This window comes from Bifidobacterium sp. ESL0732, from assembly GCF_029395535.1.
Lineage (GTDB): Bacteria > Actinomycetota > Actinomycetes > Actinomycetales > Bifidobacteriaceae > Bifidobacterium.
Window position 1 is genome coordinate 181540 of the sequence record NZ_CP113920.1, and the last position, 13682, is coordinate 195221.

General features: G+C 54.7%; 6 protein-coding genes. 4 read left to right on the forward strand and 2 right to left on the reverse strand.

What is annotated here, in order from left to right; genetic code table 11:
* Positions 1 to 6: 6 nt before the first annotated feature.
* Both OZX70_RS00540 and OZX70_RS00545 read left to right on the forward strand, forming a co-directional pair.
* Positions 7 to 1419: an FtsX-like permease family protein gene (locus tag OZX70_RS00540; RefSeq protein WP_277181084.1), complete on the forward strand. Its 1413-nt coding sequence runs from the start codon at positions 7 to 9 to the stop codon at positions 1417 to 1419.
* Positions 1420 to 1475: 56 nt separating this feature from the next.
* Complete coding sequence (locus OZX70_RS00545; RefSeq protein WP_277181086.1) at positions 1476 to 2261, forward strand: ABC transporter ATP-binding protein; 786 nt, start codon at positions 1476 to 1478, stop codon at positions 2259 to 2261.
* 136 nt (positions 2262 to 2397) lie between these two features.
* Here the strand turns inward: OZX70_RS00545 and OZX70_RS00550 are convergent, their stop codons facing one another.
* A complete protein-coding gene (locus OZX70_RS00550) occupies positions 2398 to 4974 on the reverse strand; it encodes a YhgE/Pip domain-containing protein (protein ID WP_277181088.1) in 2577 nt (858 codons plus the stop codon).
* Positions 4971 to 7577, reverse strand: a complete 2607-nt coding sequence (locus OZX70_RS00555) for a YhgE/Pip domain-containing protein (protein ID WP_277181090.1) — start codon at positions 7575 to 7577, stop codon at positions 4971 to 4973. The genes OZX70_RS00550 and OZX70_RS00555 overlap by 4 nt, the downstream gene beginning before the upstream one ends.
* A 386-nt stretch (positions 7578 to 7963) precedes the next feature.
* Between OZX70_RS00555 and OZX70_RS00560 the strand changes: the two genes are divergently transcribed.
* Both OZX70_RS00560 and OZX70_RS00565 read left to right on the forward strand, forming a co-directional pair.
* Positions 7964 to 9310, forward strand: a complete 1347-nt coding sequence (locus tag OZX70_RS00560; RefSeq protein ID WP_277181092.1) for a putative ABC transporter permease — start codon at positions 7964 to 7966, stop codon at positions 9308 to 9310.
* Positions 9311 to 9913: 603 nt separating this feature from the next.
* Entirely contained in the window at positions 9914 to 13567 is a 3654-nt protein-coding gene (locus OZX70_RS00565; protein ID WP_277181094.1) for a BspA family leucine-rich repeat surface protein, read from the forward strand.
* Positions 13568 to 13682 lie beyond the last annotated feature (115 nt).

The following is a 13682-nucleotide window of genomic DNA, read 5'->3' on the forward strand; positions in this document are numbered from 1 at the left end:
CATTCAATGACAAATCGACAGATGTTCTTCCGTATGCTGTTCAGCGCTGTGTTTCGGCGGCGCTCGCGGGCGTTGATGGCTGTGGTCGCTTCGCTGGTAGGCGCGGCAACGCTGTTCTGCTTGGCTGCCATCTGCGTGGCGGTGCCACAACAGATGAACGAGGAGATGCGGGCTTACGGCGCCAATCTCATTATCACTCCGACGCAACGGACTGTCGCCGGTAAGGCCGTTGACGGTTCCAAGACCGCGAATGTCGCGGATTACGGGTTCAATCAGAAAACCGTGACGGCGCTGAACGAGACGGTCAAAGACGCCGGTTCTGAACGCTCGGCTTCGTATCGGTACGAAAACACGCGTATCAACTCGTTGCCGTTCGTGGTGGCGGGCATTGATCCGCACGATGTGAAGGCGCTCAACCATCACTGGAGCGTCGAGGGCAAGTGGCCATCGAACGGCGGGGTGATGCTCGGACGTGACGCGGCGACGAAGCTCGACGCCAAAATCGGCTCGGTTATCACCATCAAATACAGCCCCGGTAAAAGCGTGGCTACCACGACTGGCGGAAGCGCAGAATCGGGCCAATCCTCGGGATCTACAGGCGGCAATTCTTCCGGACATGACATGTCGAATATGAAAGGCATGAAAATGTCTGCCACGGGTTCCGGTTCCGTCAATCTTGCGGAATGGAAATCGCCTGAAAAGACTAGCGCAGAGAATGCCGATAATCGTTCCGGTTCTGTTCACCTGGCCGAGTGGAAGCCCACCGCTCCCAACGCAGGCGGCATGGAATTCCGCGTGGACGGCATCGTCGACACCGGCGGCAGCGAAGACGATATGGTCTACGCCAACAACCTCGACGTTGATAAGCTCACCGGCTTTGAGCGTGGGGCGGATGTGGTCGAATTCTCGGTCGATACGTCGGATGCGGGTCTGAGCAGTCTCGTAGGCAGTGTCAACAAGACGGCCTCGCTCAACGCCAAGGCACAGAAGGTCACGAAAATCACTTCGTCCAACGTCCACATCATCACGATGCTGCAGACCTTGTTCTGGATCGTGACGGTTGTTGTGCTCGTGCTGACGCTCGTCGGCGTCGGGACCACGATTTCGTCCATCGTCTCTCAGCGTCGCAATGAAATCGGCCTGCGCAAGGCGCTTGGAGCTTCATCGCGGAACATAGCGGTGGAATTCACCGTTGAAGCGGCACTTTACGGGCTGATTGGTGGATTATTCGGCACAGCTATCGGCTATGTGCTCGCGCGCGCGTTGAGCGCTTCCGTTTTCGGGCAGAAGCTTTCTCTCAACTGGCCGTTGGCGCTCGCCTCCGTGCTGGTCAGCATGCTGGTCGCGGTGCTCGCCTCGTTGCCGCCGGTGCGCAACGCGGTGCGGATCGATCCGGCCGTCGTGCTGCAGGAAGAATGACGAAAGTCCTGCCGAAATAAACGTAACAGTGTAAGAAACTATCGAAAGGAGTGGCTATGCTGCTCGAACTTGATCATATTTCGAAGATCTACGGCGACCTTCACGCGGTGGACGACCTCAGCCTCACCGTGCCGGCGGGGCAGTGGCTCGCGGTCGTCGGCTCGTCCGGGTCTGGCAAGACCACGCTGATGAACATCATCGGCTGTATGGATTCGCCATCCAAGGGCTCGGTGACGCTTGAGGGCCGCGAACTCAACGATTTGAACGCGACTCAGTTGGCCGACGTGCGCAAGAACGTCATCGGCCTGGTCTTCCAGAAGTTCTATCTCGTGCCGCATCTGACGGCTGTCGAAAACGTGATGGTGGCACAGTACTACCATTCTGTGGTCGATGAGAAAGAGGCGCTCGAGGCGCTCGACCATGTTGGGCTGAAAGACCGTGCAAAGCACTTGCCGAGCGAACTTTCCGGCGGTGAGCAGCAGCGTGTGTGCATCGCTCGTGCGCTTATCAACCACCCCAAACTGATCTTGGCCGACGAACCGACTGGCAATCTGGACGAGAAGAACGAGAAGATTGTGCTCGACCTCTTCCGCGAGCTGCACGAGCAGGGCACGACCATCATCGTCGTGACGCACGATGCGTTGGTCGCTTCGTGCGCACAGCGCGAGATCATGCTCAACCACGGCGTCTTGGTCGGCGAACAGTGGAACGATGACAAGGCGCGAGAGGTTTACGAAGCGGAAGGCGGCAAACCTGCCTCCACTGGTGCCCAGGTCGAGGGCGCCCAGCAGGGCGATGCCCCAATCTCGTTCGCCAATCCGACGAAAGCCGCCAAAGTCTAGGGATAGCTGGCGGGAATGGTTCAATTTTGAAGGCATGTGGATTGCAATTATCGAATTCAATAGTTGCAACTCGCATGCCTTTTCGCATATCATCAAGCGGATATGGTTCCACAGATTTTACCGGCGAATTGCGTTATTAAATCAGCTTGGTGCGTTCCAATTGGCCGGAGAACCAGGTGTTGAATTTTGAGGGCTTCGGCATGATGAGGCCAATGACGAGCATGACCGCAGCATAGACGAGGACAATGCCCATCTGAATCCAGAAATCGTTCTGGTAGATGCCGGCGATGGCGGCGCGTGCGGCTTGGATGGAGTGGGTGGCCGGCAGGAACGGGTTGATGACCTGGACGAATTTCGGCAGTACCTGCAGTGGATAGGTGCCGGAGGAACCGGAAATCTGCATGACAAGAATGATAACCGTCAGGGCTTTGCCGATGGTGCCGAAGCAGGCCACGAGCGTATAAATCACGAACGCATAAACCAAGCCGGAAACCCAGCCGGCGAGCATGAACAGCATCGGGTGGACGGCATGGACCCGCAGGAAAAGCAGTGTTCCGGCGCAGGAGAATGTACTCTGCAGCAGCGAGATGAACGCAAAGATGCCGAAACGGCCGAGGAAGAGTTGGTAGGGCTTTGGCGCGCTGAAAAGACCGTCAGCATTCTCAATGGAGGCGGATTCGCTATCTGGTGAAGCAGATTGTTCTGCGGTGGCCTCGACGGTAGCTATACGTTGTGTGTCGTTGGTATCAGCATCGGTATCGACCTTGGGGGAATCCATACGTTGCGTGATGGTGCCGTCAGCGGCAACCGGGGAATCGAAAACCAAGGTGTCCTCATTGTCTCGAGTAACCGCCCTTGTTGCTGAAGTGTTTATCGCAGTGCTGTCATTGCCGTTTCTGTCCGATGGGCCCGCGTTGATACCGGTGATTGGAGCTGCGTTTGCACTGTTTATTGAAGCGGCAAGGCCAGTTGCTTTGGCTTGATTTGCGGGTTTGTATTCCCGCTGATGCCGACGTTTGCGCAGCCGGCCCCACCCGAAGCCGGAATCTGAGCCCGCTTCTGCCAGCTTGCGCCGTGTTTCATGTGAAACGTCGGTTTTGATGATCAGCGCAATCAGCAGCGAACCGACCCAAAGCGGAATGAACGTGTAGAACGGGGTTAGCGATGTGCCGAAATTCTCGACAGGGAACACGGCGTTGCGTTTGAGTGCAACGGGCGCGGCGAGGGCTGCAGCGAGCTTGTCAGGGTCACCGGAAAGCAGCTTTTTGACCTTGGCCATGTCGCCGCTGTTGAGTGCTTCGGTCAGTTGCTGGCTGAACGTGGTCAGCTTGCCGCTGGCGTCCGAAAGCGTGGTTGACGTATCGTTGAGCATCGTGCGCGCCTGCTTGAGTTTGTCGCTGGCCTGTTTGGCGGTGTCGTTGAGCGCCGACACGCTATCGTTGAGATCGGCGGCGCCGGCTCCTAAAGTGCCGGAAACGGACGAAAGCGACGAAGTGATACTGGTGATTTGTGGTTTTAGCGTTTCGGAAAGATTGGTGCTGAGCCCGTCAATGGCCGCTTTCGACTGGCTGGCAAGGCTGACGATTTGCTTGCGTTGCTGGGTCGCGTCGCCGGTTTTGGCGTCAAGATCGTTGGCCGAAGTGTTCAGCGCGGTTTGCAATTCTTTTTGGCGCGCGATGATGTTGTCGAGGGTGGCAAGCGTATCGGAAGGTGTTGAAGGAAGCGTCGCCAACGTATCTCGGATTTCCTGATATTGCGTCGCTTGGTCGCCGATAAGGTCGGCCTGTTTGCGCATCGTGGCCGAGACGTCGGCAGAGGATTTGCCGGCGCTGTCAAAGGCGTTGTCGATGTCTGTGCCGATGGCACCGTTGCTTGTACTGCTGGCGCTGAGCGCCTGAGAGAGCGCCGAAGTTGCTGTATTGAGTGCTCCTGAAACGTCTTTGACACCCCCGCCGGCTTTGTTGAGCTGTTTGAGCGACTTGTTGCTGTCCTTCGAGGCATTGTTGAGCAATGTTGCGGAGCTCGAAAGCAGGGTTTGGGAGATGTCGATCAAGCTGGCGTAGGCATCCACGTTGATGGCGGAATCGTTGAGCTGGCTGGCCAGGTCGTTGATGTTGCCGTTAAATGTGGTCAGGCGTCCGCGGGCATCGGCCGAATCGAGTTGCTTGGAAAGGCCGTTCGCCACGCTCAGCGCGGTGCCGGTGATGGTGCGCGCGAACGTCTCGTTGACTTCTTTGGAAATCTGGTCCGCGCCTTGACCGGTGACCTTCGACGCGACGGCGTTCTTTTTCTCGTTGGTGTAATACTCAAGCGTGGCGTGCTTGGCGTCTGAGGAGAAGAAGGTCATCATATTGCGGCTGAAATCCTTGGGAATGATGACCGCAGCGTAGTAGGTGCCCGCTTTGGTGCCTTCCAATGCTTTCTCTTTGGTCGTAAAGGTCCAGTCGAGCTGGCTGTTGGCGCGCAGCTGGCCGATGACTTGGTCGCCGAGTTTCATTTTTACCGGCATAAGGTCACTGGAATAGCCAACGTCCTCGCTCGCGACGGCGAATTTGAGGTTTTTGGTATTGCCGAACGGGTCCCAGCTTGCGGTGACATTGAACCACGTGAACAGCGCGGGAATGACGACGAGTCCCATGAGAATGATGATTGAGATGATGTTGCTGGTGATTCGCCGTATGTCACCGGTGAACAGTTTCCATATCGTTTTCATCGCTGGTCGCCTCCTTCCCCGTTATTTCCAGACAATGGTGCTTTGATTTTTGCCTTCGTGCGTGGCCGTTGACGTTCATATAGCAAGGTTCGTACAGCGTCATCCTCGAGATTGCCGAGACGCACCTGCCGGGCGAGGCTGTCTCGAATCGACTCGACGCTGACCAGGAAAATAATGGTGACGAGGAACCAGATGACCCACGCCGCCAGCGCGACCACCTTAGTGCCGGTGGTCAGCGAGAAGGTGATGGCCATACCCGCCGGAATGGCGATGCCGAAAGCCAGCGCCCCGCGCATGAGCTTCGGATAGAGCAAGGCGAATTTCCGTGCGCGTTCCTCGATGCCCGCACGATATTCCTCTTTATTGGTCAGCATGCTCAGGGCTTGCGAAATCGGATATTCGTGGGTTTTATGCGATGCCGGTTCACTGGTGATGATGTCACTGGCCTTGAGTTGGCGGTCGACCAGGCGCTGCAGGTTGCCCATATGCGGCTTGACTGCAAGTCCTAAAATAAAGAACAAAACCGCGAAAATCATCAAACGACCCATGTTGACGAACCAGTCGGCGCGGTAGAAGCCCGCAATGGTCTCGCGCAACGCGTTGATGGAGTAAGTGAACGGGAAGTAGGGGTACATGTCGCGAAAGAATTTCGGCATCATTTCGATGGGGTACATCCCGGAAGACCCCGGAATCTGAACAATGACCAGCGCCACACACAGTGCCTTGCCAACGTGCAGGAACGAGGTCGAAAGCGCGTAGGTGATGCTGACGTAGACCATCGAGGCGAGCATTGCGGTAATGATGAAAATCGGTACGTTGTAACATTGCACGCCAATGAGCAACTCGCCGAGAACGGTGACAATGGCTTGCAGTGAGGCGATCAGCGCGAAAAGAATCCAGCGTCCCCAATAGCGCTGGCCGGGTGTGGGTTCGTTTTCCAATCCCTCGTCGTCCACCTCCAGCTTCATCAGCACCACCAACATGAACGCGCCAACCCACAGCGTCAGGTTCGTGAACAGCGGTGCCATTCCGGAACCGTAGGTGCTCACGGGATACACGACTTTCGTGTCGAGAACGGTGGGTGAGAGCATGAAATCCGCGATTTTGGCGGCATCGAGCTGGCCGCCGTTGCCCAGTGATTGTGCCAGAATCCCTGAGCTTCCAAGTGTGGAAGAGCTGGAAAGCGCTGTGATATCGGTAGTGATTGTCGCCAGGTGACCTTGCAGATTTGCCAGACCTTTGTCGGTGCCGGCAAGCGCTTTGACCGCGGCGGCAGCGGCTTGGTCGAGTTGATTCAGGACAATTGTTGATTGCGTTATCAAAGAACCCTGCGAAGCAAGATTGGCCGAAGATGTCGCGGCGACCGTCGAGAGGCCGTTGAGACCATTGTTCAGCTGCGGTAGCGCGCCTGTCGTAATGGTCTTCCGAGCGCTCGCGGCATTGCCGAGCGCCGATTGCGTGGAAATATTGATGCCGTTGGCCGCGGAAACGGTATTCGAAACGGTCGAGCCGAGGTTTTTGCTGGAATTGAGGTCGTTCAAGGCCGTAATTGAATCTCCGAGACGCTTGTTCTGCGCCTTAAGGTCGGCGATGGCGCTGGAACTGCCGGGAATGCCAGCCGCTTCCAAACGATTGATAAGACTACCGGTGTCGGTGTTGATTTGCTGGGCAGTGGAAAGCGCCGAACCCACGTCGCCATTGGCTTTCGTGAGTCCTGCCGCGATGGAATTGATGGCGACGTTGGATTGCGAGCTGGCCTGCGAAAGCAGGTTTGAGCTTTCGTCGAGGGTGCCACCGGCGTTATTGGTGAAGTCGTTGAGGGTGTTTTGCGTGTTCGTAATCGCTGTTGAGGCGTCACCCAGCTGTTTCGATGTCTGAGCTCCGGCCTTTTGGGTTTTATCGAGCGTGCCTCGTGCGGTTTTGGTTTTGTCGGGAACGCCGCCCAGCGTAGTGGTCAAGTCATTGATATTGTTGCGGATATCGGCGACGGATTGCTGAGCTTTATTAAGGTCTGCAAGCGTGTCGGCCGTGGCGGTGTCGGCTTTGGCGTTGATATCGCTATCGGTTTTGTTGACGACACCGGAAATGACCTTGCTAATCGTGGAAACGAACGTCTCGTTGACCTGGCTGTCGACTGTGGAAGCGCCGGTATCGGTGATGCGGCTTGCCAACGCGTTCGCTTTTTCGTTGACATAATATTGCAGCGTCGGCCGCGTGCCGTGCCCCTCGATGACTCCGGCCACACCGTCGCTGAAGTTCTTCGGAATGATAATGGCGGCGTAGCTTTCCCCCGATTCCACGCGCTGCATGGCCTCGTGCTGGTCGGCGAATTTCCAGCCCAACTGGCTGTTGCCCTTGAGCTGACGCACGATCTGATCGCCCATATTCATTTTGCCGATGGGTTTCGCATCGGTGCCGCGGTCGTTGTTGACTACGATCACTTCGATGCCGTTGGTGTTTCCATACGGATTCCAGAAACCCGCGATATTGAACCACGCATAAAGCGGCGGAATGAAGACGAGCCCGAACAGCACGACCCACGCCGCCGGTACGCGCAGCAAGCGGATGACGTCGCGTCGCACGATGGCGAACACATTGCTCATGGTGGGCTCCTTTAGGCTTGCTTTGTCGGATGAAATCAAAAACGCCCGACTCAGCCGTCGGGTTCCCGTTCGTATTTGTTGGGTTCCTGCTCGTATTTACTCTATCCCCGTTGTATCACCATATTTGATGCCCTAAATCTTCTGTTTAAAGCGAATATATTCGGTGGTTTTGCGACGTGTGGAGCGTTTGCGGTGCCGAGATATTTTGTTGCTAAACAAAGAATACGACGGGAGCGAAGCTTGCCCGAATCCAAGTGGGGGATCGCCTGTCCAAATTGATATGAATTAATTTCCGCAACCTCTTTGACTCTCGATTTGAACCCGACCGTGGTGCAGGGTAGCCTTAAAAGGATTGCTGAGGACGTTGTATGAAGGGGAGTGGGACAATGAAAGCTGCTCCTGACGGCGAAAAATCGAAGAAAATGCTTGGCGACAAGACTTCGCGTAACTCTGCCAAATCCTCAACGAACGCACTCGGAAGAGCGGCAAGTTCCGCCGCCGGAGCCATGGCGCATTCAGCCGCCCGCGCCGCGGAAGGTGTCGGCGGTGCCTCGCGCAACTTGGCGAATCACGCATCCCAACACCTCACCGTCATTGGCCGTATTTACGGCGTTCTGGTCTTGCTAGTCGGGCTCGTCGGCGTGCCGTACGTCGGCTACGCGATTTTCGATGGCATCCATAAATTCTTGACCGGCAGCCTTCACCCCGACCCCCTCGATCTGACGTTCCTGCTCACCTGCGCGCAGGCGGTTGTTTCGTTGGCCAACGCAGCGACGTTGATTGTCTTTGGCATTACGTTGCTGCGTGACATGCGCAAGTACGCGGCTCGATGGGCGTACGTGCTGATGGCGGTGACCGTGGTTCAGGGCATGCTTTCGCTGGCATTGCAAGGGCTCGGGCTCGGTGTTGGGCTCTCGCTGATTCAGATTGCGATTCTGGTGGCGCTCGCCATCGCGCTCGACCCGGCGCTGATCGGCGAACGTGCGGTGCAACGCAAGCTCAAGCGGATGGACGAGCACGACGAATACATCGAGGCCAAGGGCGCCGGCATGCTCGGCCGCGACCCGAGCGGCAAAGGCTACGTCGAGCTCAATGTTTTCAATGTGTTTTGGCTTTTCGTGGTCGGTTGCGTCGGCGGGCTGATAGTCGAAGAAATCTATCACCTTATATTCTTCAACGAATGGCAGGATCGTGCGGGGCTGATCTGGGGGCCGTTCTCGCCGATTTACGGGTTCGGCGTCGTGGTACTGACGATGTGTCTGAACCGTCTCTGGCACGCCAACGCCGTTCTGATTTTCTTCTCCAGTGCGATTATCGGCGGTTGTTTTGAAGCGTTCGTGGCATGGTTCATGCAAATTGCGTTCGGCATTATTGCCTGGAATTATTCGAATGACTGGCTGCCGCTTTTCGGTGGGAAGACGAGCGGCAAGTACATGGTCTTCTGGGGTTTGGCGGGTCTGATCTGGCTGCGTGAATTGTTGCCGAGGATCCTGAAATTCATCAATCTCATCCCCTGGAAGTGGCGTTATGCGCTGACGGCCGTCGCGCTGGTGTTCATGCTCATCGATATTGCCGTCACGCTGATGGCGCTTGACTGCTGGTATGGCCGCGTTGCCGGGCTGCCGCAGACCTCCCCGGTCGCCCGTTTCTTCGGCGCGCATTTCGACAACACGGTGATGCAACAGCGTTTCCAGACGATGAGCATCAACCCAAAGTGGTCCGGTCGTGCATAAGCTGTTGCGTTGTTGTTTTTACTTCGTTTGCTTCTAAAAACCGCTATAATCGTGCCATTGACATGACCTGAGTAGCGGGAATACATCGGTTTGTGCCCTCGGCCGAATCGTGATCGGTGAGACTGCTGATGTTTGTATGACAGTGATTTGGCGTTTCGGATATCACTTTAAAATAAATTGTGAATGTTTTTGTAGATAGTAGATTTTCTCTAAATTTTTTAATGGGATGAAAAATATCAAATCATATATTTAAATTAGCGTCCCATTTTTCCTGTATAGCGGAATGTTGTGTTGAGTAGTTTATTCGAGCAAAAACTAATCATACGGGTTTTATTTTTGGTATTTAAATCATTTGACGTATTTTTTGACTTTTTATCACATATCGTTAGCCTTAATTGAGATACAAGAAAATGAGCAGATGGTTTCAATGATTTAAATGATTGAAATGTCGCCTTTATTAGGGGGTAATGTCTGAGCACTTTGAATCTGAAGATTTTTGGAACGTGTAATGCGTGTTTGGGTTCATAAAACGTTTTTGAAAAAAGAGAAAACGTGTTGTGTATAACGTAGTGGCTTTTGTTGCTTGAAGAAAGAGACGGATAGATGAGTAAGGGTACAAGACTCAAACGCGCCGCAGTCGTTGCACTGGCGGTGTGTGCCTTGCTGGTACCTGCGTTCGCTGCGACGGCCAGTGGGGATTCTGGTTCTGCAGCCTCTTCGGTTGTTCCTCAGCCGGCTAAGGGTGATGCTCAGAACAGCACAGTCAGTTCAGGTGCACAGGGTGTGGATGGTGTGCAACCCCCAGACGATAAGACGCAGCCGGAAGCGGGTCTTTCGAATACCAAGGCGCAAAATCAGAAGAGTGATGCCACGCAGGCACAGGGCGTCGGTCCATCCGAGCAAACGAATAGTCCCAGCTCGTCGGAGAACAAAATTTCCCCACAAACCATGGGTGTTTCGCCGCAGGACGCTACCTGCACGACAGTCACTGGGAAAAATGAAGGCGGCTTCGCTTGGAAGATCGCTCAGGAAGGCGGACAGTGCGTTCTGCACATCAGCGGCGGTACCGGCAATGGCAATCCCGTTACGTGGAGCAGCGATACTTACAGACAAGGCATCACCCAGATAGACATTGATGGTCCGATGGATTTGGCTTCTACGCCCGGCAAATATTTCTTCGGTAATATGCCGAACCTGACGCTCATCAACGGTCTCGAAAAGGTGAACACCGCCCGTGTGACGGATATGAGCTATATGTTCGCAGGGGATTCGAGTTACACGTCGATTAATTTCGTATTTGGCGGCAGTACCAATTTCAATACATCCAACGTCACCACAATGCAAAGCATGTTTGATGGAATGACGAGGCTGTCTCAGCTGATCGGGCTTGACCGTTCCACGTTCAATACCTCCAAAGTCCAAAATATGAGCGACATGTTCGCCGGAACGGCATTTACTGGCTTGTGGCTGAATACGCCTAATTTCGACACCTCCAAAGTCGAGAATATGAGCGGAATGTTCTCAGGTATGAGGTCTTTGACGCGTCTGGTTTTTCGGAGTTCAAGTACCGATCCATGGTATTTCAAGACTTCTGCGGTCAAGGACATGTCCAATATGTTCTATAACTGCGATCGGCTTGCCTCGCTTGACGTCAGTGGTTTCGACACTTCGAGCGTCACGAACATGCATGCCATGTTCTTCAATATGAAAGCGGTGCAAGCCCTTGATCTCAGGAGTTTCGATACCGCTCATGTTACTGATATGGGTGCCATGTTTGATACTGACAATGATGCGTTGGGTATATCTACTGATCCCAGCAAATCCAGCCTGGCGACGCTTAGGTGGGATAGTACGAAGTTCAAAACCGACCTGGTTACGGATATGGCATTCATGTTCCGCAACTGTTCAAAGCTCAATACGCTTGATGTCAGTGGTTTCAACACCGATAACGTCGGCAATATGCAGCAGATGTTCTACGGGCTCAGCGGTCTCGCGACCATCAATGTCAGCGGTTTCCACACCGCCAAAGTGACCAATATGTCATACATGTTTAATGGTTGCACCAATGTTAATGCACTTGATGTTAGCGGGTTCGATTTGGGGCTGGTCAAGAACACGGATTTCATGTTCGCTGGTTGCTGGAAGGTGACCACGCTTGCGGTGGAGAAGTTTAACACCGCGAAGGTGACGTCGATGAGCGGCATGTTCTCGGATTGCAGAGCCCTTACCGACCTGAACGTCCAGGATTTCAAGACCACTCAGGTTACTCGTATGAACAGGATGTTCTCCGACGACTTGGCTCTTAAACAGCTTAACGTGAGCCATTTCGACACTAGACAGGTGATGAACATGGCCGGGATGTTCAGCGGTGACAGATCACTGACGAATCTTGATGTCAGTGGTTTCGACACCAGCAAGGTCATCGACATGTCCTCTATGTTCCAGGGATTGGCGAATGTCCCCGTCCTCGACGTCTCTGCGTTTGATACCAGTGCGGTCGGATCTTTGGTTCAAGACCCCTCATGCAAGCCAGCAGGCGTAGGCGACGGCAACGCCGAGTATCCCTGCGGCACTATGGAAAACATGTTCGACGGCGATGCTGAGCTTCAAGGCATCAACGCCGGGAGTTTCAATACCGCGTTGGTGCGCAAGATGGACAGGATGTTCTTCGGCAACTCGAAACTCCAGCGGCTCAATCTGAGTGGCTTCGACATGAGTAAGGTGACGAGCGCTCTCCAGATGTTCTCGGGCGACAACCAAATCAAGGTCATTGTTCTGGGAAGCAAAACCAGAATGCCCGTAGACGGAAGCGGGTCGTCGGGAAACTCAGGCACCGATCCGTTCTACCATGCTACGAATGACGAGGGCAAACCTTGGGTGCAGGTCGATCCGGCAGGTACGTGGACCGGGTTCTGGCCGCAGATGGTCGGCGGCGGATACGCCACTTCGCAAGCACCTAGAAACGTGCCGACAACCTATGTGCTTCAGGGTTATGTAGCGTTTGGATTTCTTCCTAACAATCCGAAAAATTCGGATGCAGCAAGCATGAGTGGCGTCAAAGGTGCAATGGATGTCTGGGCAGCAGAGCCCGGAAAGTCCTTTGCCATGCCTTCTTGCGGTTATCAAATCGATGGATATCGCTTCCGCGTGTGGAAAGGCGTTGACAACAAAAAGGAATATGCGAAAGGTGCGAATTACACTTCTCCGGATACGTCTGGCAATACGATGATCAAATTCTCCGCGCAGTGGACAAAACTGCTGCCGACGCCGATCATCCTTGACAGCATCGTCCAAAATGGACATAAAGTCAATGGCCAGTTCCCCGCCATTCCGGGCAAATATGATTCGAGCTCGTCCGCTCTTGTGCGTCTGACCATTCAATATGGCGGACCGCTGAAGGCGGGCACCAAGCTGAGGTTCTACGCCAAGCCTGGCAGCAACAGCTTTGGCACTGAGGAAGATATCAAGCGGTTCCCGGTCAATGTCGTAACCTTTGCAAGGGGAAGCAACATTCCGCGCCAAGGTGATACCATGACCAGTTCGGGTGAGTATACCTTGCCTGGCGCCGTCGTCGCTGGTAACACAGCGACCTTCTACCTCGACGCCAGCACTTTGAAGTTCATCGGAACGTACCCCGAATATGATTGGACGTTTACCGCCATCGCGTTCTATTCCGACTCAGGTGACGCATCCAATGTCAGCGAATCGACATGGGAGGTTCGCGCCCATCCGCTTGATTACGCACCTCCGGTCATCACCACCTCTTCCACCAGCTACACCCTCGGGTCAACGAATGTCAATATCTCGGGCACCTTGGCGAATCTCCCGAACGGTCTGACGCTGCCGACCAAAGCGGAAGGCTGGGACAGGGACGTGTCGGATACGCCACCGACGTTGCGGGCACCCGGCAGGGAGCCGAACGGCAGGGTGACTGTGACTTGGCCGAATGGCGGCAAAAAGACGGTTAACGAGGATCCCACTACCGGCCAGTGGAACGTTTCCGTGCCGCCGGGCATGTGGAACGGGAACGTCAGCTTGCAGGCCAAAGACGCGCTGGACAATGAGTCTTCGCCCGACCAGGTCGAGTTGAAGTCGCCATACAAACCTCTGAACGGTCTGCCGTTGACGGGCAACCAGAACCTGTGGTTGCGTATCGCCGTTGTGGTCGCCGTGCTGGCGGTCAGTCTGCCTGCCGTCTACCTTTCCAATCGCCATCACTGCGAGAGGAAAGAGAAAAAGCAGGCGATGCAATCATGAGCCAGCTGAAAGACCAGACTTGCCAGATTGATACTCGATTCTGCGCACGGTTGAGAGGAGGATGAGGACCTTTACGACCATGAGCATGACAGAAAGACAATAAACAAAGCAGTAA

Excerpts from the sequence above, each read along its gene's own strand:
- OZX70_RS00540 (WP_277181084.1), top strand. The coding sequence starts at position 7 with ATGACAAATCGACAGATGTTCTTCCGTATGCTGTTCAGCGCTGTGTTT.
- OZX70_RS00545 (WP_277181086.1), top strand. The coding sequence starts at position 1,476 with ATGCTGCTCGAACTTGATCATATTTCGAAGATCTACGGCGACCTTCAC.
- OZX70_RS00550 (WP_277181088.1), bottom strand. The coding sequence starts at position 4,974 with ATGAAAACGATATGGAAACTGTTCACCGGTGACATACGGCGAATCACC.
- OZX70_RS00555 (WP_277181090.1), bottom strand. The coding sequence starts at position 7,577 with ATGAGCAATGTGTTCGCCATCGTGCGACGCGACGTCATCCGCTTGCTG.
- OZX70_RS00560 (WP_277181092.1), top strand. The coding sequence starts at position 7,964 with ATGAAAGCTGCTCCTGACGGCGAAAAATCGAAGAAAATGCTTGGCGAC.
- OZX70_RS00565 (WP_277181094.1), top strand. The coding sequence starts at position 9,914 with ATGAGTAAGGGTACAAGACTCAAACGCGCCGCAGTCGTTGCACTGGCG.